Origin of the sequence: Bartonella sp. OC16QHHD (assembly GCF_042194035.1) — a bacterium.
Classification (GTDB): Bacteria; Pseudomonadota; Alphaproteobacteria; order Rhizobiales; family Rhizobiaceae; genus Bartonella.
The window spans coordinates 83,777-110,064 of the sequence record NZ_JBHIMJ010000080.1; the positions used below are offsets into that span (position 1 = coordinate 83,777).

The 26,288-nt window shown below is 36.9% G+C and carries 23 protein-coding genes and 1 pseudogene; 17 read left to right on the plus strand and 7 right to left on the minus strand.

Translation table 11 applies throughout. The annotated features are described in order from the left end of the window. Positions 1-151: 151 nt before the first annotated feature. The gene (locus ACFIK1_RS08035; protein ID WP_273791031.1) at positions 152-727 is read right to left on the minus strand and encodes a cold-shock protein; all 576 of its coding nucleotides are present in this window, start codon (positions 725-727) and stop codon (positions 152-154) included. Positions 728-1,050: 323 nt separating this feature from the next. On the opposite strand from ACFIK1_RS08035, the gene ACFIK1_RS08040 reads away from it, so the two are divergent. The 5 genes from ACFIK1_RS08040 (at position 1,051) to ACFIK1_RS08060 (ending at position 5,909) form a co-directional block, all read left to right on the plus strand. After that, positions 1,051-2,184 carry an ABC transporter substrate-binding protein gene (locus ACFIK1_RS08040; protein ID WP_375662544.1) on the plus strand — a complete coding sequence of 378 codons (1,134 nt, stop codon included), beginning with the start codon at positions 1,051-1,053 and terminating at the stop codon, positions 2,182-2,184. 114 nt (positions 2,185-2,298) lie between these two features. Further along, complete coding sequence (locus ACFIK1_RS08045; RefSeq protein WP_375634122.1) at positions 2,299-3,375, plus strand: branched-chain amino acid ABC transporter permease; 1,077 nt, start codon at positions 2,299-2,301, stop codon at positions 3,373-3,375. Beyond that, positions 3,375-4,433 carry a branched-chain amino acid ABC transporter permease gene (locus ACFIK1_RS08050; protein ID WP_375613416.1) on the plus strand — a complete coding sequence of 353 codons (1,059 nt, stop codon included), beginning with the start codon at positions 3,375-3,377 and terminating at the stop codon, positions 4,431-4,433. Before ACFIK1_RS08045 ends, ACFIK1_RS08050 begins: the two co-directional genes overlap by 1 nt. Beyond that, positions 4,430-5,212, plus strand: coding sequence for an ABC transporter ATP-binding protein (locus ACFIK1_RS08055; protein ID WP_375611930.1), 783 nt, complete (start codon positions 4,430-4,432; stop codon positions 5,210-5,212). The genes ACFIK1_RS08050 and ACFIK1_RS08055 overlap by 4 nt, the downstream gene beginning before the upstream one ends. Further along, a complete protein-coding gene (locus tag ACFIK1_RS08060) occupies positions 5,199-5,909 on the plus strand; it encodes an ABC transporter ATP-binding protein (RefSeq protein WP_375662545.1) in 711 nt (236 codons plus the stop codon). Before ACFIK1_RS08055 ends, ACFIK1_RS08060 begins: the two co-directional genes overlap by 14 nt. 94 nt (positions 5,910-6,003) lie before the next feature. Here ACFIK1_RS08060 and gatA read toward each other — a convergent pair whose 3' ends face one another. Together gatA and gatC are read right to left on the minus strand one after the other, a co-directional pair. Beyond that, positions 6,004-7,488: an Asp-tRNA(Asn)/Glu-tRNA(Gln) amidotransferase subunit GatA gene (gene gatA, locus ACFIK1_RS08065; RefSeq protein WP_375662546.1), complete on the minus strand. Its 1,485-nt coding sequence runs from the start codon at positions 7,486-7,488 to the stop codon at positions 6,004-6,006. A 31-nt stretch (positions 7,489-7,519) separates the two neighbouring features. Then, the gene (gene gatC / locus ACFIK1_RS08070; protein ID WP_375606898.1) at positions 7,520-7,807 is read right to left on the minus strand and encodes an Asp-tRNA(Asn)/Glu-tRNA(Gln) amidotransferase subunit GatC; all 288 of its coding nucleotides are present in this window, start codon (positions 7,805-7,807) and stop codon (positions 7,520-7,522) included. 147 nt (positions 7,808-7,954) lie between these two features. On the opposite strand from gatC, the gene ruvX reads away from it, so the two are divergent. Next, positions 7,955-8,434: a Holliday junction resolvase RuvX gene (ruvX, locus tag ACFIK1_RS08075; protein ID WP_375611932.1), complete on the plus strand. Its 480-nt coding sequence runs from the start codon at positions 7,955-7,957 to the stop codon at positions 8,432-8,434. On the opposite strand, the gene ACFIK1_RS08080 is transcribed toward ruvX, so the two are convergent. Then, on the minus strand, positions 8,419-10,038 hold the full coding sequence (locus ACFIK1_RS08080) for an acyl-CoA dehydrogenase family protein (protein WP_375613414.1): 1,620 nt from the start codon (positions 10,036-10,038) through the stop codon (positions 8,419-8,421). The two genes, ruvX and ACFIK1_RS08080, sit on opposite strands and share 16 nt — an antisense overlap. A 125-nt stretch (positions 10,039-10,163) precedes the next feature. Between ACFIK1_RS08080 and ACFIK1_RS08085 the strand changes: the two genes are divergently transcribed. From ACFIK1_RS08085 to dprA, 4 genes are read left to right on the plus strand one after another with little or no spacing between them, the layout of a single operon-like run. Further along, positions 10,164-11,129, plus strand: coding sequence for an aspartate carbamoyltransferase catalytic subunit (locus ACFIK1_RS08085; RefSeq protein WP_375662547.1), 966 nt, complete (start codon positions 10,164-10,166; stop codon positions 11,127-11,129). Next, positions 11,126-12,427, plus strand: coding sequence for a dihydroorotase (locus ACFIK1_RS08090; RefSeq protein WP_375662548.1), 1,302 nt, complete (start codon positions 11,126-11,128; stop codon positions 12,425-12,427). The genes ACFIK1_RS08085 and ACFIK1_RS08090 overlap by 4 nt, the downstream gene beginning before the upstream one ends. Positions 12,428-12,438: 11 nt before the next feature. After that, complete coding sequence (gene plsY / locus ACFIK1_RS08095; RefSeq protein WP_375662549.1) at positions 12,439-13,071, plus strand: glycerol-3-phosphate 1-O-acyltransferase PlsY; 633 nt, start codon at positions 12,439-12,441, stop codon at positions 13,069-13,071. Next, on the plus strand, positions 13,028-14,263 hold the full coding sequence (dprA, locus tag ACFIK1_RS08100) for a DNA-processing protein DprA (protein ID WP_375662550.1): 1,236 nt from the start codon (positions 13,028-13,030) through the stop codon (positions 14,261-14,263). Before plsY ends, dprA begins: the two co-directional genes overlap by 44 nt. Here the strand turns inward: dprA and ACFIK1_RS08105 are convergent. After that, complete coding sequence (locus ACFIK1_RS08105; protein WP_005773510.1) at positions 14,193-14,399, minus strand: hypothetical protein; 207 nt, start codon at positions 14,397-14,399, stop codon at positions 14,193-14,195. The genes dprA and ACFIK1_RS08105 overlap by 71 nt on opposite strands. Before the next feature lie 264 nt (positions 14,400-14,663). On the opposite strand from ACFIK1_RS08105, the gene topA reads away from it, so the two are divergent. The 7 genes and pseudogenes from topA to ACFIK1_RS08140 all read left to right on the plus strand — a co-directional run bounded on the left by topA (position 14,664) and on the right by ACFIK1_RS08140 (position 23,303). After that, the gene (gene topA, locus ACFIK1_RS08110; protein ID WP_375634137.1) at positions 14,664-17,237 is read left to right on the plus strand and encodes a type I DNA topoisomerase; all 2,574 of its coding nucleotides are present in this window, start codon (positions 14,664-14,666) and stop codon (positions 17,235-17,237) included. Positions 17,238-17,240: 3 nt separating this feature from the next. Further along, positions 17,241-19,518, plus strand: a pseudogene (gene rnr / locus ACFIK1_RS08115) (ribonuclease R). Positions 19,519-19,794: 276 nt separating this feature from the next. After that, positions 19,795-20,967 (plus strand): MFS transporter, encoded by a 1,173-nt coding sequence (locus tag ACFIK1_RS08120; protein WP_375662551.1) that lies wholly within the window; start codon positions 19,795-19,797, stop codon positions 20,965-20,967. Positions 20,968-21,069: 102 nt separating this feature from the next. Continuing rightward, positions 21,070-21,237 carry a 50S ribosomal protein L33 gene (gene rpmG / locus ACFIK1_RS08125; RefSeq protein ID WP_004864083.1) on the plus strand — a complete coding sequence of 56 codons (168 nt, stop codon included), beginning with the start codon at positions 21,070-21,072 and terminating at the stop codon, positions 21,235-21,237. Between the two features lie 331 nt (positions 21,238-21,568). Next, entirely contained in the window at positions 21,569-22,132 is a 564-nt protein-coding gene (locus ACFIK1_RS08130) for a thermonuclease family protein (protein WP_375634643.1), read from the plus strand. A 28-nt stretch (positions 22,133-22,160) separates the two neighbouring features. Then, positions 22,161-22,790: a uracil-DNA glycosylase family protein gene (locus ACFIK1_RS08135; RefSeq protein ID WP_375662552.1), complete on the plus strand. Its 630-nt coding sequence runs from the start codon at positions 22,161-22,163 to the stop codon at positions 22,788-22,790. A 21-nt stretch (positions 22,791-22,811) separates the two neighbouring features. Then, entirely contained in the window at positions 22,812-23,303 is a 492-nt protein-coding gene (locus tag ACFIK1_RS08140) for an Lrp/AsnC family transcriptional regulator (protein WP_375608344.1), read from the plus strand. Between the two features lie 48 nt (positions 23,304-23,351). On the opposite strand, the gene cobT is transcribed toward ACFIK1_RS08140, so the two are convergent. Next, a complete protein-coding gene (cobT, locus tag ACFIK1_RS08145) occupies positions 23,352-24,338 on the minus strand; it encodes a nicotinate-nucleotide--dimethylbenzimidazole phosphoribosyltransferase (RefSeq protein ID WP_375662553.1) in 987 nt (328 codons plus the stop codon). Between the two features lie 391 nt (positions 24,339-24,729). Next, a complete protein-coding gene (gene dusA, locus ACFIK1_RS08150) occupies positions 24,730-25,710 on the minus strand; it encodes a tRNA dihydrouridine(20/20a) synthase DusA (RefSeq protein ID WP_375662554.1) in 981 nt (326 codons plus the stop codon). Positions 25,711-26,288: the final 578 nt, after the last annotated feature.

Sequence of the window (26,288 nt, forward strand, 5' to 3'; positions counted from 1 at the left end):
CTAGTTTCTTTCAACGTAATATGCGAAATTTTCTTCATTTGGTTTATGGATTCACGAGAGCCATATTTTCTTTAAAAATCTACCTCTATAGCAATTTACGGAATAACCATCTTTAAAAATATAGAAAACATACTGATTTCACTCGTGAAATTCAATGCGTAGCTAAAGGAATGCCTATGTCCGGATAAATCTCTGCTGTCATTAAACCTTTTTCTCCTTTACCAAAACGTACAAGAACAACTTGGCCAGAACGAAGCTCTGCTAAACCAAAACGGCGCAATGTTTCCATATGAATAAAAATATCTTCTGTTCCTTGCCCACGGCTAAGAAAACCGTATCCTTTGTCACGATTAAACCATTTAACAATTGCTCGTTCTAGTCCACTTTCTGGAGTAACAACAACATGGGTACGGGCAGGAACTTCTGATGGATGAATTGCTGAAGAACAATCTATGGATTTCACCTGAACGCACTTTAACCCTCGTTCAGTTTTTTCCACAGCACAAATGACTTTAGCTCCCTCTAAAGCTGTTTGAAAACCATCCCTTCGCATTACCGTAACATGCAATAATATATCGGGAAAATGAGGTAAATCAGGTACAATAAATCCATACCCCTTACTACCATCAAACCACTTAATGACACCACTGATTTCGATAATCTCCCCACAAGCACCTATACTATCCTCAGATGGGGAACAATCCTTTAATGCATCCTTACTCGTCATAATAACGTGATCCTGTAGCTTATAAATTGTACGATATTGATTCTCTAAGTTTAAGTAAACATTGCTCTTGTATCAACACGCAAGCCCCAAGATAAGATTTCCCCACATTGTCGTATCTTCTATGTTAATGTCAGAGAATATCAACATGAATATTTATAAAACTATTTGATTGTACACTTTACATACCTTACAAGGGGTGCCCTACAAAAGAGGTCATATAAAAGTTTTTTTACATAATGATATTTTGATTAATGTGTAACTTGCATGATGAAGAAGTTCAATATAAGGTGAAAAAACGACAATTCAATTAAGGAAAATGCGCAATGCAATTGAAGAAAATCCTTACGATAATCGCAGCATTTATGGCATTTACAGCAAATGTTTATGCGAATGAACCTATTAAGATTGGTGTTTATCTTCCATTAAGTGGTCAAAATGCATTTGGAGGTCAGCTTGAAATTAGAGGTATAGAATTAGCCCATAAAAAAGTTCCAGAAATTTTAGGACGTAAAGTGGAACTTGTTATTATTGATAACAAATCTGATAAAGTAGAAGCGGCTAATGCTGTTATGCGTTTAACAGCAAGTGAAAAAGTGAGTGGAATCATTGGTAGCTATGGTTCTTCACTCTCGTTAGCAGGTGGTGAAATATCTGAAAAGGCAAAGACTCCAACCATTACAACGTCCTCAACAAGTCCCCTTGTTACACAGGGTAAAAAATATTACTTTCGTGCTTGCTTTATTGATTCCTATCAAGGAGTAGGAATCGCAACTTATGTAAGCCAAACTTTACACGCAAAAAAGGCTGCTATCCTTAAAGATATTTCAAGCGATTATGCTATTGGTCTTGCAAGTTATTTTACGCGTGCTTTCAAAAAATTAGGTGGTGAAGTTATCTCAAATTTAAATTATAATTCTGGAGATCAGGACTTTTCAGCTGTTCTCACGCAAATTATCGCCCAGAAACCTGATATCTTATTCATTCCATCTTACTTTTCTGAAGGTGCTATCATCATGAAACAAGCACGAGAATTAGGAGCGAAGTTTCAAATTATGGGTGGAGATGCTATGGATAATCCAGAAACCATTACGATTGCAGGAAAAGCTGCAGAAGGTTTCTTACATACGACACTTCCCTATAGTGAGTATATGCCAAATATGTCAGTAGCTGCGCAAGAATTCACAAAAGAATGGAAAAAAGCTTACCCTGACAAAGAACCAAATATCAATTCTGTTTTGGGATACACGAGTTATATGATGTTCATGAAGGCTATTGAAAATGCTGGTAGCACTGATCGTGAAAAAATTACTATCGCACTTAGCAAATTAAAAGATTTTCCTACCCCCTTTGGGGATATGTCAATGGATGAAAATCATAACCCTAAAATTCCTATTGGTATCATTAAAATACAGGATGGAAAACGTGTTTATTTAGAAGAAGTTAAACCTGCTTTTTAATTAAAAAGTTTTATTTACTAAAATGCAAGAATTGGTTGAGGATTTTTTTCTCAACCAAAAACTTAGAAATTTCTTATTATCCTATGTAAATTAACAAATGTGGAAGGATGAGAGATGAGCACTGAAATGTTCATCCAGTACTTTTTTAATGCACTGGCATTGGGATCTCTTTATGGGCTTATTGCTATTGGCTACACCATGGTCTACGGTATACTGAGACTCATTAATTTTGCTCACGGTGATATCTTTATGCTGGGAGCATATTTTGTTTTCTTTTCCACAATTGGCTTTATGCCTGCTTGGGTAGCTTTTCTTCTTTTGTTTTTTGCTGCTCTTGTTTATTATTCGGTCTTTATAGGCTTTAAAAGGCGTCCTCCAATTTATTGGATTGCTGCTTTTTTAATTCTTGCGCTAGGATTTGTTTATTATTTTAAAATTTCCCCGCAAGATTTTACACCGATTTGGGTTTTAGCTCTTTGTTTTTCCATTTTTATTACAAGTGCTGTGGGTGTTGCTGTTGATCAATTTGCTTATAAACCTCTACGCCATGCTCCGCGTATTTCGGCACTTATCGGTGCAATTGGTGTTTCTTTTTTTATTGAAAATCTTGCTACTGTACTCTTTAGTGGTGTTCCGAAAGGTGTACAACAGCCAGATTTTCTTGTAACACCATTTTTATGGCATCTAGGATCAGGAGCAGATGGTATCATCAGAATTGCTCCCATGTCTCTGATCGTTCCCTTTGTGTCATTAATTCTTATTTTATTACTATTATGGATTATCCATAAAACAAAACCGGGTCTTGCTATGCGCGCAATCTCCCATGATATTGAAACAACACGTTTGATGGGTGTGTCTGTCAATAAAGTTATTGCGTTTACATTTGGAATAGGCTCAGCTCTTGCCGCCATAGCTGGCATTATGTGGTCTTTACGTTATCCTCAAATTCAGCCTTATATGGGTGTTCTTCCTGGTCTCAAAGCATTTATCGCTGCTGTTATCGGAGGTATTGGTTCGATACCAGGTGCAATGTTGGGAGGATTATTATTAGGGTTTATTGAAATTATGATTATCGCATTTTTCCCCGCGCTATCTGGATATCGAGATGCCTTCGCTTTCATTTTATTGATTCTGATTCTATTGATATTGCCCACAGGATTAATGGGTAAAAGAAATCAGGAGAAAATCTAATGGCAAAGTCAGCGACAACTGTTTTATCGTGTATAAGTGTTTTAGTTCTCATAGGTTTTTTATTTTATGCTGATAGCCATTTTAATGACTATACGCTTCGTATCATCAATCTGATTGCTATTAATGCGATATTGGCAATTTCGCTTAATTTGATTTACGGTTTCACAGGTATGTTTTCTCTTGGACATGCTGGATTTATGGCTATTGGTGCTTATGTTTGCGCAATTTTACTTCTTTCCCCTGAACAAAAAGAAATGATGTGGATTCTTGAGCCTATTGCTGAACCATTATATCATTTGCAGTTACCTTTTTTTATCGCTGTTGTTGTAAGTGGTTTGTGTGCTGCTGTTGTAGGTTTATTAATTGCTTTACCAATATTGCGTCTTGGTGGCGATTATCTTGGAATTGCAACATTAGGTTTTGCGGAAATTATTCGCATTGTCATTACGAACGCAACATCGCTCACAAATGGCTCTTTGGGAATCAAAGGAATACCTCAAAATGCAACATTATGGTGGAACTATGGTTGGCTAGCATTTACAGTTCTCTTTATTGTCCTCTTACTGCAAAGTAATACTGGTAACGTATTACGTGCTATTCGTGATGATGAAATAGCTGCGAAAACTATGGGAATTAATGCTTTTTTCTACCGTAGTTTTTCCTTTACTGTTGGAGCGTTTTTTGCAGGTATAGGTGGCGCATTAATGGCGGCTCTTATTTCAACCATTGATCCAAAAATGTTTAATTTTCTTCTGACTTTTAATATTTTAATGATTGTTGTTGCTGGTGGTCTCGGTTCAATTACAGGGAGCATTATTGGCAGCATTATTATTACAGTCATGCTTGAATGGCTTCGTATTATTGAAAGTCCATTTGACTTAGGTTTTATACATATTCCAGAAACCCCAGGGCTTCGTATGGTTGTTTTTTCCCTTTTATTGCTGGTAATTATCTTGTTTTGGAGAAAAGGGTTAATGGGACAACGAGAATTTTCATGGAATGGAATTTATAGCTTTTTGACACGCAAAAAGCTTTCTAATACTGAGGGAAAGCTATGAACGACAATATCCTTTCACTCAATAATATTGTAATGCGTTTTGGCGGATTAGTTGCTGTAAATAATGTTAATATGGCAATTAAACGAGGAAGTATTACTGGATTAATTGGTCCCAATGGTGCTGGAAAAACAACAGTTTTCAATATGATTTCTGGATTTTATGCTCCTACAAGCGGCATCATTCTTTTTGATGAGAAAAAAATTTCTGGAGCGTCTCCTTATATTATCTGTAGAAGCCATATTGCCAGAACATTTCAAAATATTCGTCTTTTCTCAGGGTTAACGGTTTTGCAGAATGTTATGGTAGGAGCGCATGTTCGACAAAAATATCCTTGGTTTTCTTCAGCTCTCTTTTTTTCAAAAGCAATAAAAGAAAAGAAGGAAGTTTATAAAAATTCCTTGGAGCTCCTTGAACAGCTACAACTTGATCACCTTGCCAATCAATCGGCAACAGCTTTACCTTATGGTGTGCAACGACGTCTAGAAATTGCACGTGCGTTAGCCACAAAGCCCAAATTGCTTCTTCTTGATGAACCTGTTGCTGGCATGAATCCACAAGAAAGTGAAGATCTTAGAAAATTCATAGCAAAAGTGCAAAAAGACTTTGATCTTACAATTCTTCTTATTGAGCACGATATGAAAGTGGTTATGGGGCTTTGCCAACATATTTTGGTTATGGAATATGGCTGTTGCATTGCCAGTGGTACACCAGATGAAATTCGTAATAACCCTAAAGTTATTGAAGCTTATCTTGGCGGAGATGTTTATGGATATTCTTAAAATAAAAAATCTTTACGTTCATTATGGCGCCATTAAAGCTGTCCAAAATCTTTCTATGTCCATAAAGCGGGGCAGTATTGTCACTTTAATTGGAGCCAATGGTGCAGGAAAAAGCAGTATTGTACGTTCTATTACAGGGCTTAATCGCTCTGTTTATGGAGAAATTACCTATAACGGCAAATCTATTATTAAAAAATCACCAGAAGAGATTTTGCGATTAGGGATTGCTCTAAGCCCTGAAGGACGACGTATCATGCCCCATCTCACTGTTTTAGAGAATCTTCATCTAGGCGCTTATATTCGTCACGATAAGCAGGGAGTTTCCCGTGATATTGAATGGATATTTGACCTTTTTCCGCGCCTACGTGAAAGAGCAAAACAGTTGGGAGGAACAATGTCAGGTGGTGAACAACAGATGGTTGCTGTGGGCCGTGCACTTATGAGCAATCCTGATATGGTCATATTAGATGAACCCTCGTTGGGGTTAGCACCACTTCTCGTTCGAGAAATTTTTTCGATTATTCGAAAAATTAATGATATGGGAAAAACTGTTCTTCTTATTGAACAAAATGCATTTGCTGCACTTTCCATAGCTGACTATGCTTATATTTTAGAGGTAGGACATATTTTATTTCACGGTGAAGGAAAAACTATGCTCTCTGATTCGCGTGTTAAAGAAGCCTATCTTGGTGGGTAAGACTACGAATTAAGGAAATAGAGCTCATCCCTCCACCTTTTAAAAAAGCATTTCTCATTAAGGATGAGAAATGCTCCTTTGTGGATTTTGACTATTACATCCACCATTTTTCTGCACTGAATATTCCTGCTTCTTGTTCAATAATGTGCGCTATCTGAAAAATGACTTCTTCAGAAAAAGGTTTACCAATCAATTGCAATCCTAGAGGTAAACCATTTGATGACAGACCAGCAGGAACAGAAATTCCTGGTAAACCAGCCATATTAACTGGTACCGTAAAAATATCATTAAGATACATTGCTACAGCATCATTTTTTATTTTTTCATCAGCAATACCAAAAGCAGGTGTTGGTGTTGCTGGTGTCAAAATAGCATCAATGCCTGAAGCAAAACATTGATCAAAATCACGTTTTACGAGTGTTCTTACTTTTTGAGCTCTTAAATAACAGGCATCATAATAACCTGATGAAAGAACATAAGTCCCAACCAGAATGCGCCGTTTGACTTCATCACCAAAACCAACAGAACGCGTATTTTCATACATCTCAATGATGTCTTTTCCAGGCATGCGCAAACCAAAACGCACACCATCATAACGCGCTAAATTAGAAGAGGCTTCTGCAGGAGCTATAATGTAATAAGAAGGTAGAGCATATTTTGTATGGGGCAAAGAAATATCTTTAATCTCAGCACCTGCTTCTTTTAACCAATTTATTCCTTTTTGCCAAAGCTCAATAATTTCTGGAGACATTCCATCCACATGATATTCTTTTGGAATACCGATTTTCATTCCTTTGATTGATTGACCAAGATAACTTTCATAATCAGGAACTGGTAAATTGACGGAAGTAGAATCTTTTTCATCAAAAGAGGCCATTGATCTGAGTAAGATAGCACAATCACGAACATCTCTAGCAACAGGTCCAGCTTGATCAAGAGATGAAGCAAACGCGACAACGCCCCATCGCGAACAACGTCCATAAGTTGGCTTTATTCCTACAGTTCCAGTAAAAGCTGCTGGTTGACGTATTGAGCCACCTGTATCGGTTGCAGTTGCACCAGCACAAATTTGTGCAGCAACAGCGGCTGCGGATCCCCCCGAAGAACCACCGGGTACGAGTTTTTCATTTGAGCCTTTTTTTCTCCATGGACTAATAACGGGACCATAATATGATGTTTCGTTGGATGAGCCCATAGCAAACTCATCCATATTAAGTTTTCCTAACATCACAGCACCATCTTGCCATAAATTAGCCGTGACAGTTGATTCATAGTGCGGTTTAAAACCATCAAGGATATTTGAACAGGCTTGAGTATGAACACCATAGGTTGCAAAAAGATCTTTAATCCCCAAGGGAATTCCTTCCAAAAGCCCTCCCTGTCCTTTCGCTAAGCGACTGTCTGATTCAGCAGCCATTTTCATTGCCTGTTCTGCTGTTATTGTTACATAAGCATTCAAAGTTGGATTCGCCAACTCTATTGCTTGTAAATAAGCTTCCGTTAATTCTGTTGCTTTGAGATTTTTCTTTGTTAGAGCATCACGAGCTTGCGCAATTGTGAGAGTTGTTAAATCAGTCATATTGGTTCTCAAATTTCAAAAATATAAAAAGTTACTCAACAATTTTTGAGACAAGAAAAAAATTTTCTTCTGTAACAGGGGCATTGGCTACAATATCTGCTGCTTTATCGCCATCTGTAACACTATCTTCACGCATTCGTAGAGTCATCGGCATCACAGATGTTAATGGCTCAACCCCACTGACATCAACTTCATTCAATTGCTCTACAAAACCTAAAATAGCATTGAATTTTTTTGTCACAGGTTCTATCTCATCATCGTGGAGGGCAATCCTTGCTAAATGTGCTATCCGCTTGACTGTCTCTTGATCAACAGACATACTCTTTACGCCTTTCTGCTTTTTTGTTTATTTATTGATCTTTATTCTGGCTATACAAGGGTGCACTTGTAAGTGCAAGAATATTAGATAACATGAATAAAGAATATAACTATAGATCTGAAACATTAAAAAACGTATTATACCTTTATGACTGTTATTAATATAGATGAAGTTATAAAACATCTTTTGCCTAGACAAACAATAGCAGGCTTAGATTTAGGGACAAAAACTATCGGAATTGCGATTTCTGATATGGGGCTGACTGTCTCAAATCCGCGTCCTGTACTACAGCGAAAAAAATTTACAGAAGATGCTTACACACTTATTAAAATTTTTGACCGTGAAAATGTAGGCGTTATTATCATTGGCTTACCTCTTAACATGAATGGAAGCAGTGGCTCTCGTGTTCAAGCAACCAGAGCTTTTGTGAGCAATATGAAAGCTTATACAAAAATTCCATTTGTTTTTTGGGACGAACGTTTATCAACAATTGCTGCGGAACGGTCTCTTTTAGAAATGAATGTATCGCGCGCTAAAAGAGCAAGCCGTATTGATTCGGCAGCCGCCGCTTTTATATTGCAAGGTGCTCTCAATAGAATTCAAAACTTTCATCATATGGAAGGATAGAGGACATTGAGCAAATGCCCTGCATTATATCGTGCAATGAGCATCCCGTAAGAAGATCTCCATTGTCCCCCAAGGCGGCTTTCCATATAGGCATTCGCAACATGTTCTATGTCTGTAGAACGTAATGCTGCTGCTGCTGCTGCATAAGCTACTTGTTCAACAAAAAATCTTCCTGCACCTTCATTTGCTGATGCCATATCACCTGCTGACTTAATAATTTCAATTGCTCGGGGTCCCGCTGGTCCAATATCAAGAGCAATTTTTTCCAACAATTTCTGAAACAATCCCGGTGCTTTTTCAGCAATAAGAATTGCATCCTTTACCAATTGATTAGCAGAACTATTTCTCACAATTCGCGCAGGCCCATTATGCAACATTTGTGATAATGGATTATTCTCTATAAAACTTTCAATACCAAGTTGTGCAATAATTTCACCAATAATAGGCACAACCAATTGACTTACATGATAAGCAATAATAGGTGTCATAATGCGGGCAAAAGCTGCTTCAGAACGGTCATTTGCTGCATTGTCAAATGCTCTCGCTAAACGCAAAACCAATGCTTGTGAGGCAGCTATATCTAATGCAATATCTGCAAAAATACGTTCTGTCAGTGGAGGTAACGGCTGATTGGGTATTTTTTTCCGGAAAAAATCCATACCAAATTGAAGAGCCGCTCGTAAAACACCTGCCGATATGACAGATTGATCGAAACGCATCATCGTCTCGATATCTTTAATAACTTTAAGCCCTTCTCCAGCATTTCCCAAAAGCCAGCCATAACTGCCTTGGAAGTCGACAACCCCCTCTGGTGTTAAAAGTTCTCCAGATCGCTGAATTAAATGACGAATCGATATAGATCCATTTAATGCGCCATTTTCTTGTATGCGTGGAATAAAAAAACAACTTAAATGACCATCTAAATCTGCACTAACAAGATATCCGTCAGCGGTAGGATTAATAACGTTGGTTTTTACAACATTTAAACGATATAGATCACGTTCCATACTTTCATCGAAAGAAATTTTCTTAACACTTGGAAAATTGAAAGCGTATTTTTCAATATCGTCAAATGCACAAGTTAGAGAAGCAGCCTTTTTATGATGAATAGGCTTTGATGAGGAATCATATTGGCGTGATAAAAGTACATTTTGCCATTTTTTGAAGAGCTCAATATCACTAATTAAAACAGCAATAGCTGCACTCGTTATGATAACTTCATTCAAATGTCCTGTTTCTAAACCAGCAGATAAAGCTAAACGAATCGCACGCGCTTGATAGCGTACTCCATTTTCTGAGCTCGTATTTTCCCAAAGCGAGGTAACCAAACCTGCTTGTCTAGAATATTGTTGAAGAGCTTGATAGGAAGAATGGATCTCTAATCTTTCTGTTGGTTGCCCCCATTCATCATTATAGCATAGTAAAGGCTTATAATGATTCGCTAAGCAAGAAAGTTTCCATGCTTCTCGACTCGCGGCAAAATCCCCTATTTCTTCAAAACTTGCTAACAAAAACTTAGGCAAAGTAGAAGCAATACGAAACATAAGCGTATCGCTAAGAAATGTATTTTTTCGACGAGTATTTTGCGCAGATACAGCACTCATAGGTATATTCCTACATTCAAATCATTCATATCATAGACTATTTGTCTTTTTAGAGTTAAGAAACATTTATCATATTCAAACAAATGCTTGTTTAACCTGTTTAGAGAGAGATAAAGAAGAATGCTATGATGCAAGATAATTTTTTCCCACTTTTCCCTCATCAACATCTTTTAGCTATTAAAGATCTGAGTGTACAAGATCTTAATACATTGCTTGATCGTGCAGAAGCAAATATTATCCTTTCTAACAAAATTGATAAAATAAAATCTACTTTGCATGGACGGACTCAAATTAATCTCTTTTTTGAAGCCTCTACGCGAACACAATCTTCTTTTGAATTAGCGGGTAAAAGGCTAGGTGCACACGTGATGAGTCTTGCGATCGGCAACTCATCTGTAAAAAAGGGAGAAACATTACTTGATACTGCTACAACTCTCAATGCGATGAAGCCAGATATACTGGTTTTTCGCCATAACAGTGCAGGAGCGGCAGCTTTATTAGCGCAAAAAGTTGATTGTTGTGTTATTAATGCAGGTGATGGTGCTCATGAACATCCAACCCAAGCTTTATTAGATGCTCTAACCATTAAAAGGGCAAAAGGTCGTATTGAAGGATTAACTGTTGCGATTTGCGGAGATATCTTACACTCACGTGTTGCCCGTTCCAATATCCTGTGTCTCAATGCTTTGGGTGCTCGTGTTCGTGCTGTTGCTCCCTCAACACTCTTACCCGCAGAAATCGCTCATATGAGTGTTGAGGTTTTTAACACGATGAAAGAAGGTCTTAAAAATGCTGACGTTATCATGATGTTGCGCTTACAGCATGAACGGATGACAGGCTCTTTTATTCCTTCTACGCATGAATATTTCCATTATTTTGGCTTACATAAAGAAAATTTAGCCTATGCCAAAAATGATTCTATTATTCTGCACCCTGGCCCAATAAACCGTGGTGTAGAGATTGCATCCGATATAGCAGATGGACCACAAAGTATGATTCATACGCAAGTAGAAATGGGAATTGCAGTGCGTATGGCTGTCATGGAGGCTCTATTAGATTCACGCGCAAAGATCAGTGGAGAAAAAAAATGATAAAACCAGTTGTTTTTCAAAATGCTCGTATTATTGATCCTTCGCGCGCAATCGATGAAATTGGTACAGTTATTGTTGAAAATGGACGAATTATAGCCGCTGGAAAAGAAGCTCTGAATCAGGGATTCCCTGAAGAAGCAGAAGTTATTAACGCACAAAACAAAGCAATTCTCCCTGGACTTGTTGATGCGCGCGTTTTTGTTGAAGAATTAGGGAATGAACATTGTGAAACAATTACATCAGCAAGTTACGCGGCCGCAGCAGGTGGTATTACTTCCTTTCTTATGATGCCAAACACGCATCCAGTTATTGATAATGTAGCACTCGTTAAATTTATTACGCATACAGCACAGGAAATCTCATTGGTCAATATTTATCCCGTTGCTTCAATCACACAAGGTTTCAACGGACAAGAAATAACCGAATTTGGTTTGCTCAAAGATGCTGGAGCCGTTGCCTTTAGTGAAGGAAAAAAAACACTTCAAAATTCATCTGTTATGCGGCGTGCAATGACTTATGCACGCGATTTTGATGTTCCATTGATGCATGAAACGCAAGATAAAGATCTTACAGGGCAAGGTGTGATGAATGAAGGACTGCTTGCCAGTTGGCTTGGTCTTTCTGGCATCCCTCGCGAAGCAGAAGTTATCCCACTTGAAAGAGATCTACGTTTAGCAGCATTAACGCAAACACGCTATCATGCCGCTCAAATATCGACAGCACTCTCTGCTGATGCACTTCGTTTAGGTAAAAAACGCAGTGAGAAAATTTCAGCGGGTGTATCTATTAATCATTTATCTTTCAATGAAAATGACATTGGACAATATCGCACTTCTTTTCGCTTAATGCCCCCATTGCGTACAGAAGAAGACCGTGTAGCAATGATTGAAGCAATAAAGGATGGGATTATAGATGTTATTGTCTCTTCTCATGATCCTCAGAGTATCGACACAAAACTTTTACCATTTAATGACGCGGCAATTGGCGCTATTGGTATGGAGACCTTATTGAGCGCAGCCTTACGTCTTTATCATAATGAGAGCCTATCTCTTCTACGGATAACGGAACTTTTGTCAACGGCGCCTGCAAAGCTCTTTGGACTCAATGCAGGAACACTCAAAAAAGGGGCTCATGCAGACCTTATTGTGGTTGATCTTGAAGAACCATGGGTTGTTTCGAAAGAGAAGCTCTATTCACGTTCAAAAAATACCCCTTTTGAGAATGCACGTTTTCAAGGACGCGTGCTCCAGACCTTTGTGAAAGGGAAAAACGTTTTTAAACTTGATCAACAAATTTAATGAGATTCTTAATGAATGAAGCAGAAATATTTTTTCAATCCACTCCATGGTTTATTTTCCTCATATCTTATCTCATTGGCTCGATTCCATTTGGGCTTCTTTTTACGAAATTGTTCAAAATTGGTGATATAAGAACAATCGGTTCCGGCAATATTGGAGCAACAAATGTTTTACGAACAGGAAATAAAAAGCTTGCTGCTCTAACACTTCTTTGTGATATGTTGAAAGGAACTATCGTTGTTTTCGTTATAAAGTTTTTTAGTGATCCGCTAGACAATAGTATCCTTGTTTCTCTAGCAGGCTTTTTTGTTTTCTTAGGACATCTTTTCCCCGTATGGCTTAAATTTAAAGGTGGCAAAGGTGTTGCTACCTATCTAGGAGTCTGCTTAGGAATCTATTGGCCTGCAGCAATTATTTTTATTATTGTATGGATAACGATTTTTCTCCTCATGCGTTATTCTTCATTATCTGCGCTTATTGCTGTTACGATCACACCGATATTTGTTTTTTATTTTTCCGCTTCTTATTTCTATTGTATGCTGATTGTGATGAGCGTATTTGTGTTTATAAAACATTCTGCAAATATCGGTAGATTATTAATTGGGGAAGAAAGTAAGATTGGTACGCAACACGGAGATAAATAAAGGAATCCTGCTTACTGATCGTCAACGTCTAAGCTGGTTACGGTTATTGCGCAGTGAAAATATTGGAGCTGTTAGTTTTCGCAATCTCATTGATCATTATAAAACAGCAGAAAATGCTCTGGCAGCGCTGCCAGAGCTTAATAGAAAAGGGGGTGGTTCTGCATCTATTAAAATAGCAAGCTTAGAAGATGCAGAAAAAGAAATACAAAAAGCTAAAAAATTAGGTGTCCGGTTTATCGGTATGGGAGAACCAGATTATCCAGCTTTTCTTAAGGTTACAGAAGCCCCTCCGCCGCTTATTGCTATCAAAGGTAATGTTTCAATTTTTCAAAAAACTTCTATTGGAATTATAGGTTCTCGAAATGCTTCAGCTGCTGGAAAAAAGCTTACGGCTCAATTTGCACGTTTTCTCGGAGAAGCAGACTTTGTAACAATTTCTGGGCTCGCTCGTGGAATTGATAGCGTTGCGCATCAAGCAAGTTTAAAAACAGGAACTGTTGCAGTCATGGCTGGAGGAATTGATCATATCTATCCTCCTGAAAATAAAAAGTTGCATGAAGATATTATTGCCAACGGTGGAGCCATCATCAGCGAAATGCCCATTTCTTGGAAGCCGCGTGCTATCGATTTTCCAAGAAGAAACCGTATTATTGCAGCTCTATCACTTGGTCTCTTGGTTGTAGAGGCAGCCCTGCGCTCAGGGTCCTTAATTACCGCACGTCAAGCAGCTGAAATGGGACGGTTAATTTTTGCCATTCCCGGTTCTCCACTTGATCCAAGATCTGTTGGTACAAACAATCTTATCAAAGACGGTGCTCTACTCACCACACATCCTTCTGACATTATAGAAACACTTACGCCATTAATTTTACCGCTTCCAAATTCGCAACTCAATTTTTTTGAGGAACCATCCTCTTTACAACTTGAAAAGGAGAATTTTAATTTAGCAGATGAAAAAAACAGCAGCCTCTCTTTAGCAGATGATGATGATGCAGCACGTGCAGCAGTTTTCTCCGCTCTTTCAACAACGCCAATCGACTTAGACACACTCAGTATCCACTCAGGTGTTTCACTCCCAACTCTCTACCTCTTGTTGGTAGAACTCGAGCTTGCTGGAAAGCTTATTCGACACTCTGGTGGTTGTGTGTCATTGTCGAATCTTGATCTTCCCCAAGAGCCTCAGCACTATTAATAATGCTTTGCCCTTCTTTGGCAACCATATCCAAAAGCAATGCTAAAAGCGGACTGTGCGCCTGACGCGCCATCTGATTCATTTGCTTTGACATGTCTGTAATATATTGGATAACTTTTAAATGATTTATAAACATAATCCTCTATCCTTGAGCATTTCCCCTCCTACCTCTCAATAGACGTTATCTTAGTATTTCGCCGTATGTTTTTGTAATAACAGTGGAAAATAAATCGTGTAATTCTATATAGGGTGTACTCTAATAATGACAATCATAAGTTGTACAATATTCATGTTTTTTATATGGCTAATATTTTTTTATGTGCTCTTAAGCAATTGGCATTAGCTATTCGCGTAAAAGGCGTTTATAAAAAAATTTTTATTTCAATATTTGGGTAAAATTATGAATATCGTTATCGTTGAATCTCCAGCAAAAGCAAAGACAATTAATAAATATCTTGGGTCTCAATACAAAGTTGTCGCATCATTTGGACATGTTCGTGATTTGCCTGCAAAAGATGGTTCTGTTTTACCGGATCAAGATTTTTCTATGAAATGGGATATAGATTCTGCTGCCGCTAAACGTTTAAATGAAATAGCAAAAGCCGTTAAAGAAGCTGATAGCCTTATATTAGCAACAGACCCTGATCGTGAAGGGGAAGCTATTTCATGGCATATTCTGGATGTTCTCCGTCAAAAAAAAGTTTTAAAAGATAAACCTATTAAAAGAGTTGTCTTCAATGCCATCACCAAAAAGTCTGTGCTTGATGCTATGAACAATCCACGTGATATTGATACATCACTTGTAGATGCTTATCTTGCACGTCGCGCTCTTGATTATCTCGTTGGTTTTACACTTTCACCTGTTTTATGGCGTAAACTCCCTGGTGCGCGTTCAGCAGGACGCGTTCAATCGGTTGCTTTGCGTATTATTTGTGATCGTGAATCAGAAATAGAACATTTTATCAAAGAAGATTATTGGTCCATTACAACACAGTTAAAAACCATCCGAAATGATAGTTTCCAAGCAAGATTGACAATGTTTAATCAAAGAAAAATAGGCAAGCTTGATATTCAATCTCAAGAACAAGCAGACCAAATTCGCTTTATGTTGGAGCAAGCCCAATACCATACACTCAGTGTTGAAGCAAAACCTACAAAGAGAAATCCTTTTCCTCCATTTACAACCTCCACACTACAACAAGCAGCTTCTTCAAAATTAGGATTTTCAGCTTCTCGCACTATGCAAATTGCCCAAAAACTTTATGAAGGCATTGAAATTAATGGTGAAACGGCAGGGCTTATTACTTATATGCGTACCGATGGTGTGCAGATAGCACCTGAGGCTATTGATTCAGCAAGAAAAGTTATTCATGAAACTTTCGGAAAAGACTATATTCCTGAAAAGCCACGTTTTTATTCAACAAAGGCAAAAAATGCACAGGAAGCACACGAAGCGATCCGTCCAACAGATTTTCAACGCAATCCTAGTCAAGTCCGTAATTTTCTCGATAGCGATCAAGCAAAGCTCTATGAGCTGATATGGAAGCGTGCTATTGCCAGCCAAATGCGCTCTGCTGAAATTGAACGTACAACTGTTGAAATTGAAGCACAGACAGGAGAAAACTGTGCAAATCTACGGGCAACAGGATCTGTTATTCGCTTTGATGGCTTTATTTCCGTCTACACGGATCAACGAGACGAAGAAAATAATGAAGAAAATGAAACAACACGTTTACCACAAATAAACACTGGTGAAGCACTTACAAAAGAAAAAGTTGAATCTGTACAACATACCACAGAGCCCCCTGCTCGTTATTCTGAAGCTTCATTAATTAAAAAGCTTGAGGAGTTAGGAATTGGTCGTCCTTCAACTTATGCATCCACATTGGCGACATTGTGTGACCGTGGATATATTGTCATTGATAAACGAAAGCTTATTCCCGATGCCAAGGGACGTATTGTTACAGCCTTTCTTGAAAATTTTTTTAATCGCTATGTAGAATATGGTTTCACAGCAGATCTTGAAGAAAAGCTGGATCTTATCTCTGATGGCAAACTTTCTTGGAAAGACGTATTGCGAGATTTTTGGGATGGATTTAATGCATCTATTATCAATATCCAAGAACTCCGTATAACTAATGTTCTTGATGCTTTAAATGTAACATTAGCACCTCTCGCCTTTCCTGAACGCGAAGATGGAAGTGATGTACGTTCCTGTCCTCTTTGTAAAAATGGTCAATTATCATTAAAACTTGGGCGTTATGGTGCTTTTGTTGGCTGTTCCAATTATCCCGAATGTAAATACACACGCCAACTTGGTACAGATACTGGAGAAGAGAATGAAGCTGTACGCAATGATGAACCTGTTATACTTGGTATTGCCCCTGAAACAGGAAAAGAGATCTCTCTTCGTAATGGCCGGTTTGGTCCCTATATTCAACTTGGTGAAAGCAAAGAAGTTAAGCGTGCAGGATTACCAAAAGAATGGCAGGCAGAAAATGTAACCCTTGATAAAGCCTTGGCTTTACTATCCCTTCCCCGTGAAATTGGCATTCATCCTGAAACTGGAAAAACAATCACGGCTACGATTGGACGATATGGTCCCTATCTTAGCCATAACGGAAAATCTGCGCGCCTTCTTCATGCAGATGAAGTTTTTGATATTGGTATCAATCGCGCTGTTACAGTATTAGCAGAACAACAAGAAAACAAAACCAGGCAAAGCAGAACAACACCTGAAGCATTGGCAACATTAGGAGAGCATCCCGAAGGAGGAACCATTACCGTGCGCAACGGGCGTTATGGTCCTTATGTCAATTGGGGTAAAATTAATGCAACATTGCCAAAAGATAAAGATCCCATTAGTGTAACTCTTCCAGAGGCACTAGAACTTATATCGGCTAAAGCATCGAGTAAAAAAACAACTTCAAAAAGAGCTTCTTCTAAAACAAAAGCAAAAATAAAAGAGACATAAATTTTGGCTAAAGGTGAAAAAAACATAAAATATCTCTCTTCATTCAAGGGGAAAACTTTTCCCAATAAGGAAGCAATCCTTTCCTTTATAATTGAGAATCCTAACCACTCAAGTAAACGAGAAATCGCTAAAGCTTTTAACTTAAAAGGCGATTCTCGTATCTGGCTTAGAGATATGTTACGTGAGTTAAAGGATCAAAATCTCATATCTAAACACCACAAAAGAGCAATAAACAAAGGAAAATTACCCCCTGTTACTTTAGTGAAAATTAGTGGACGTGATAAAGATGGAAGTTTTATTGCACAACCTCTTGAATGGGAAGATTCTCCAAAGCCCAATATTGAAATACACTCTTTTCATCACATAAAAGGAAGTAATATTGGTGTTGGAGATCATATTCTTGTAAAAGTTTTTCGAAATAAAAATTCTGAAAGCTCAAGTCATCCTTATACGGGACGAATTATTCGTAAAATTGACGTATCTCCCAAAAGCGCATTTGCTATTGTACGAAAATTGGAAAATAATCAATGGCGCCTTGATCCTATAGACCGCAAAACCAATGAACTCATTGTTGAAATGTCTCCAGAAATGAAGATTCAAATTGGTGATCTCGTTGAAGTCGAAATAAAAAAAAAATACTGGTTACGGATTAAAGAGCGCAAAAATAAAGAATGTTTTAGGGCACATTAAGAGTGAGAAAACACTCTCAATGATAGCGCTTCTTTCGAAAGGAATTCCTTATATTTTTCCTGAAAGTGTTCTTGAGCAAGCCAAACATATCAAAGCTGCCAATATGGATAATCGTGAAGATTGGCAACAATTACCCTTTATTACAATTGATCCACCAGATGCAAAAGACCATGATGATGCAGTTTATGCAACCAAGGATAAGGATCCAGCAAATAATGATGGTTGGATTATTATTGTAGCCATTGCAGATGTTTCTTATTATATCAAAACAGGAAGCGCTTTAGATAAAGAAGCATTGAAACGTGGAAATTCTGTTTATTTTCCCGATACCGTTGTGCCAATGTTACCTGAACGCCTTTCTCATGATTTATGTTCTCTGCGTGAAGGAAAAGAAAGACCAGCTTTAGCCGTTCGTATGATTTTTGATGCAAACGGTAATAAACGAAAACATAGTTTTCATCGTACTATGATTCGTGTAAGAGCCAAACTTTCTTATCAAGAAGTACAATTGGCAATTGAAGGTAATATAAATGAAAAAATAGCCCCTCTTTTTGAGAGCATTTTGCACCCCTTATGGGAAGCCTATGCATGCCTTAAAGCTGCGCGAAATCGTCGCCAACCACTAGAATTAGAAATTGCAGAAAAAAAGATTATTCTTGATCAAAATGGATGCATAAAAGATGTTGTGAGTGAAACACAATTAGAAGCGCATCGTTTAATTGAAGAGTTTATGATACAAGCCAATATTGCAGCTTCTGAAACATTAAAACAACATCACCAGCCGCTCATTTATCGTATTCATGAAAAACCTTCTCTTGCTAAGCAAGAAATACTTCGGAGCTTTCTTCAAAGTTTGGGGATACCACTCTCCCGCGGAAGCGAACTTACCTCAGCGCGCCTTAATAGAATTTTAGAAAAGGTCGCTCATACTCAACAACAAGAACTAGTCAATCAAGTTATTTTGCGTTCACAATCACAAGCAGAGTACAACCCTAAAAATAGTGGCCATTTTGGTTTGAATTTGCAGAACTATACACATTTTACATCACCAATCCGTCGTTATGCTGATCTCATTATTCATCGAGCACTCATTAAAGCTCTCAAATTAGGAAATGATCAATTAACAGATACACAAGAACAAAATCTTGCAGAAATTGCTACGCAAGTTTCTTTATACGAACGCCGTGCAATGATGGCTGAAAGAGAAACGATAGATCGGCTTGTTGCTCACTATTTAACGAATAAAATCGGTCGTATTTTTACAGGCCGCATTTCCGGAGTTACAAAAGCAGGTCTTTTTATCTCACTTGATAAACTCAATACAGATGGTTTTGTCCATATTTCTACACTTAAAAATGATTATTATCATTTTGATGAAGCACAACATGTTCTTGTAGGACAGCGTAGCCATAAAGGCTATCAGCTCAGTGATGTTGTAGAAGTAAAACTTATAACGGTACAACCTTTTGCTGGCGCTTTATGCTTTGAACTGTTAACAAAACCTCGTCCAATAAAATTTTCACCGACATCCTACCATAAAAACAAATTAAAAAAACAAAATTATACTCTTTATGGGAAAAGAAAAAATTAAGCTTCTTGCCCTCAATTAAATAGAATATGAATAATAAATTCAATTTAAGAAATGACTTATATTATATAATATTTATATTATATAATATATACAATCTTCTTTCTCTAGTATACAAGAGGATAAATTTTATTATTAAGTCTATAATAACCATATAAAAATCTTGCAGTTTTTTATACTTAGAAAATGAGAGAAACTGCAAAGGATAGTTTTGGCTTCCTTTCATTTCAGCTCATCTTTTCATTGTTTAAATAAACAAGAGTACCTTAAGCCATTCTCATGAAAAAAAAACCTTTTGACTCTCAAAATAATTCTTTGCGTGCAATTATTGCCGCTATTGCAACCATTGGCACTGTTGGAACAGCATTGGCAATGGGAACACAACTTGTTTCTCTTCTTATGGCAGAGAAAGGACTTTCCAACAGTACAATCGGCTATAGTGGAACAGTTGGTGGAATCGCCACAATTATTGCAGCTATTTTTACGTCTCGAATCGCCTTATGCTTAGGAAGCGCTCAAACAATATTGCTTATGATGGCGATAGGATCTTTAAGTTTTTTAGGATTCTATTTTTTTGATCCCATATGGGTTTGGTTTATTTTAAAGTTTATATTACATTTCAGCATGACAGTTATGTTTATCCTGTCAGAGTTTTGGATCAACAGTTATGCTCCCCCCAAAAAACGGGGTTTGATCCTTTCTATTTATGCTATTGTCTTAGGATTAGGGTTTATAATAGGTCTAACGCTGCTAGCAAAAGTGGGAACACAAGGATTTATTCCTTTTGCTGTTGGATATAGCCTTATTATGCTTGCTACTATACCAATTCTTACCGCTTGGAAATTAAGTCCAGAATTTCAAAAAAATCAATATATGCCATTTTTTCGTTATCTTTTTCACGTTCCAAGTGCAATGATGGCGGTCCTTGTTTACGGGGCCATTCAAATGGGCGTATTAACTCTTATAATACCCTTTAGTTTATCCATTGGTTATAATGAGAATGAAGCAGCACATTTTATGGCAACCCTTGCACTTGGGAATATTTTCCTCTTAATTCCTATCAGCATTATAAGCGACTACGCCAAAGATCGACGCTACCCACTGATGAGTTGCGCTATTCTAGGTTTTATAGGAACTTTTATAGTACCATGGATTCTTCAATATCCATGGATTCTGATGCTTGATTTGTTTTTTCTGGGTGGTGTATCAGCGAGCCTTTATACAATTAGTCTTGCACATTTAGGAGCCCGTCTCAAGGGGCAAGAACTTGCTGCTGCTAATTCTGCTTTTATTTTTTGTTATGGAATTGGTATGCTCATCGGACCGACCTTTATCGGAAAATCCATGGATATCTTTAAACCCTTTGGTTTTTCAATAGCCATGGCTGTTTTTTTCGGTTTATATGTCATTTTGGTGTTTGTCCAACTTATGAGAAAATTAATCAGCTCTTGACTTTTTTGAGAACATCCGTAGTGTTGCCGGAAAATCTGATGATGTCGGAAATAAATTTTGACAGAAATAATATTTTTTCAGTATAAATAGGGTATTTACATTATGGCTAAAGCAGCAACCATTAAGATCAAGCTTTTATCAACTGCAGATACTGGTTTTTTCTATGTAACAAAGAAAAACAGCCGTACAATGACAGATAAAATGAGCAAGCGTAAATATGATCCAGTTGTAAAAAAGCACGTTGAATTTAAAGAAACAAAAATTAAATAAATAAAATTATTATTAAATTGATAGATTTTATACTCCAAAAGAAATGTGGGAGTATTGCTCTTCAAAGTTATTTTTTGAGGGGTGTTTTTTTATTTCCTTAAGTTTAAAAAGTTTACTTTAAACTTTGTATGTTTTGTACGGATTTGGATAAGTTGATTTATTATTTAAGTTGCTTACATATATTTTGCATGAGTATTTGATTATTGTGATATCTAACGAAAATTTTGTCATTAAAACGAGACATTGTTTCGTCATATGAATAAAGCTTCTCGGATGAATTATAAACAATACTAAAATAGAGTTATAGTAATGTTAGCAGTTTCTTTATTTCATGAAAAAATCTTTTTCTCATTTTGATCTAAGAATCTTTAATCTAAAAGTTATCGGTTTCAGTATTTTTGTCGCTGCTAGCATTCTTATCATTATGTCAACTTATTTTAAGCAGACTCAACGGTTGCCTCAAAAAGAAAATTTTTCTTCTCAAAACTCTGTTAAAGGAAATGCTTTAATCATTGATGGCGATACCATTATGATTTCTTCAATTAAGATTCGACTAGCTGGAATTGATGCTCCTGAACTCCACCAATTTTGTGGAAAAAAGGAAGCACGCTACCCTTGTGGGCTTGAAGCAAAGAAATATTTAGAACAATTATTAAAAAATCAAATTGTTACATGTCACTGGCAAAAAACAGATAAATATCGCCGTATTCTTGCAACATGTAAAACAAAACAAGTTAGCAATATCAACGCAACACTTGTACATAATGGTTGGGCTGTAAATTATTATGAATACCCCAAAGAAGAGCAAGAAGCTAGGAAGAAAAAGAAAGGAATATGGGTATCAAGTTTTCAACGACCAAAAGAATGGCGCAAAGCAAATCCTCGCACAGAATAAGAAAAATATTTTTTAATTTTATTTACTAATGAAACAATGTAGCCCAATTATCAAACTTGAAAAAGAGATCTATTCCTGTCGTGTTTGCGTCCAACAACCCCATTATTTTCCTCCTCTTCCTCATGAACCAAACCCTGTCGTTTATTTATCCGATACTGCTTCGATTGCAATTGCAGGCCAAGCACCAGGGTTGCGTGTCCATGAAACTTCTATCCCTTTTAATGATCGCTCTGGTGAAAAATTGCGTAATTGGCTGGGTGTCACGAAAGAAGAATTTTATAATAAATCTCTTTTTGCTATTGTTCCTATGGGATTTTGTTTTCCAGGTTATGACAAAAATAAAGCTGATTTACCACCAAGACGGGAATGTCGAGAAATATGGCATGAAAAGATATTTCAGGCAATGCCTCAAATAAAGCTTGTTCTTGCTATTGGCAGTTATGCGCAAAAGTGGCACATTACAGAATTAAAACATAAAACCGTTTCTGCAACTGTTGGTGATTGGAGAAATATTCTTTCCATTCCTCAACCTCGAGGCTATAATGTTATGCCTTTGCCTCATCCGTCATGGCGAAATACTTCTTGGTTACAGAAAAACCCATGGTTTAACGATGAGCTTATTGTATATCTGCGTCGTTTAGTGCGTAAATTTTTATAAATTAAAATATTGAGAAAAAATATGGATCGTCTTGACCGAAAAATTTTACATCTTTTGCAAGAAAATGCGACACTTTCTGTTGCTGATATTGCTAAAAAAGTGGGGCTTTCGACCACTCCTTGCTGGCGTAGAATTCAAAAACTTGAAGAAGATGGCGTCATTCAGCGTCGTGTTGCTGTTCTTTCTCCAGAAAAAGTAAACGCACACGTCACTGTTTTTGTGTCTATTCGCACAAATACACATAGTCATGAATGGTTTAAGCGTTTTTCAAAAATTGTGCAAGAATTCCGTGAAGTCATTGAATTTTATCGAATGAGTGGAGATATTGACTATTTATTGCGTGTTGTTGTGCCCAACATTGAAGCTTATGATCTTTTTTATAAAAAATTAATTTCTAAAATTGACATCCGTGATGTCTCTTCTTCTTTCGCAATGGAACAGATTAAATATACAACAGAACTTCCACTTAATTATATTAAATTACACGACAAGACGCATGAACAAAGCTCTTAAGATTTTTTATATCCGTCTTATGATCTTTTAGGCATTCAAACTTTCTTGTTAAAAAACCACCATTTGTGCATGTGTTAAAACAGCAGCTTTGACAATACCAGCTGCCATAGCTGCTCCTGTCCCTTCACCAAGACGCATCCCCAAATCTAGAAGTGGTTCTTTGCCAATTTTTTTTAAAAGTTTACGATGAACTGTCTCAGAAGAAACATGTCCAACAAGGGTATGATCAAGAGCTTTTGGATGCATTTTATAAAGAACCGCTGCAGCTGCTGTTGCCACAAAACCATCTAAAATAACGGGTATTTTTTCTATTCTTGCTGCTAAAATAGCACCAACCATAGCAGCAATCTCACGTCCTCCTAAGCGACGCATTATCTCAAAAGGATCATTAAAATAATCCTTATGCAAAGAAATGGCTGTCTTAACCGCTGCAATTTTACGCTGATAAAAATCACCTTCTGATTCCATACCATTTCCTGTCCATTCTTCCACTTCCCCTCCAAACAATGCTAAGCATAAAGCTGAAGCTATTGTTGTGTTTCCAATTCCCATTTCTCCAATACATAAAAGATCTGTCCCACCCGCAATGGATTCCATTCCAAATGCCATTGTAGCAGCCGCACTCCGCTCATCCATTGCGGCATCCTTCGTAATATTCATTGTTGGATATTCCAATGCTAAATCAAAAATTTTTAATCCAAGATCATAAGCAATACAAATTTGATTGATAGCAGCTCCACCAGAGGCAAAATTTTCTACCATTTTTTGTGTCATAGATTGTGGAAATGGTGTAATATTCTCCTCTACAATACCATGGTTTCCAGAAAAAATAGCAACCAAAGGTCGCGTTACGATAGGTTTTTCTGTACCCCTCCACCCCGCATACCAAACAGCAATATCTCCTAGTTTTCCCAATGTTCCTTGCTCTTTTGTTAAGTTTTTTTGCCGTTTTTTTGCCAAAATTATAGAAAACTCATCAGCAACAGGTAAATTTGTAAGCAAAGCACGAAAATCATCAAATGGACTAGCGATCATAAGGATACCTTTTAAAATCTACAATGTTTATGAAAATCACGTCATATATACAGGATATGAATAATTTATTGTTTTTTTAACAGTGCTTTAAAAATGTTAAATACTATGAAAGCAATAATTTCTACATTCTATTTTCTACCCCAATAACAAACGTGCAAGATTCAAAATGTTATTAATATCTTATGACTACTTTACAGTGATACCCTTAAGCTATTTTTTATTTAATAGGCATAATCAGCATGCCGTTTAATATATAAATTCTAACATTCTTATTCATAATAAAAGTTATAAACTTTCAAAAACTTATAAAATTGAAGGGATCAAAATTATCGCAAAGAAATCAAAACGCAAAGGATTTCAACTTTAATATATGTTAATTGTCTGACTGTTATTAAATGAGAGCATAAAAAGCTTCTTTTAAAGTACATATATCTGCGTTTGGTTTTGTCGCATCATTTGATAGTATTTGCCGCCATCGACGTGCCCCACCCCGCCCATGAAATAAACCAATCATGTGACGCGTCACATGAGAAAGCCGTCCCCCCGATGCAATATGTCGAGCCGCATAATCACACATAACCTCAATAAGATCACTCTCACTTAGACTATTCTGCGACTCACCATAGAGTTCAAAATCAATATGTTTTAACAAAGTTGGATCATGATAAACTTGGCGACCAAGCATGACAGCATCACAGAAAGTTAAGTGTTCTTTGATCTCATCAATCGATTTAATTCCACCATTTATCCCAATGAATTTATGGGGATATTTACGTTTTAATTTATAAACCCTTTCATAATTAAGGGGCGGAATATTGCGATTTTCTTTCGGACTCAATCCTTGTAGCCATGCCTTGCGTGCATGTATCCAGAGCGCATCACATCCAGCATTCCAAACCTGATTAGCCAAAAGATCTAACGCTAACTCTTCATCTTGTTCGTCCACTCCAATCCGACATTTGACAGTTACTGGTATAGTAACCTCTCGTTTCATCGCTTCCACGGCATTTGCCACAATGTCTGGATGTCGCATCAAACAAGCCCCAAAGACACCTGCTTGAACACGATTTGATGGGCAACCGACATTGAGATTTATTTCGTTGTAGCCAAAATCTTCAGCAATTCGTGCAGCTTCTGCTAACTTTTTCGGATCTGCCCCCCCTAATTGTAATGCAACTGGACGTTCTTTATCGCTAAAAGCCAACAATTGTTCGCGAACACCATGAATGACAGAATCTGCTACCATCATTTCCGTATAAAGGAGTGCTTTTTTCGTTAAAAGACGATAAAAAAACCTGCAATGTCGGTCTGTCCAATCCAACATTGGTGCTACTGCAAATTTTACAGGCGATGGAAGGTTGTAAAATATCATGAGGGTATTACTCTCATATCCCTATAGCTCTCTCTCTTTATACATAGAAAAATACTTACTTTTAGTTTACGTAAATTTTTATTCCCTTATACTATCATGAGTATAATAACAGCCCATTATCTTCAATTGATATAACGATTTACTACAATCAATCATGATAAAACACAATATGGCATTTCTCATAGATTATCGTTCAGGTATATAAACATGAAAAAATTTTTCACTATAATATAAAAAACTCATTTACAAGTTCTTCTTACGCTCATCAAGCCTCTATCCTTAGATGATTTAGCACAGCGTTTAAGATAATGAATGATAAACTAAAATATTGTACAATTTTTCATAATAGATTTAATTTTCTTTAGATTTTTTAACTTATTATGCAAATAAATGCTACAGAAGGTACTTTTATTTTCTCCTCAAGAAAGAACAAAAATCCTTATTCTACACGAATCTAATTATAAATCAGTTTTTCTCAATGAGTAATTCTTGGTAATATTCTTGGATTTCACTTTATAAGATAGATAAAGTTGATCCTAAATATTCTATCTAATTTTGCCATTTTATGATTCTTGCAA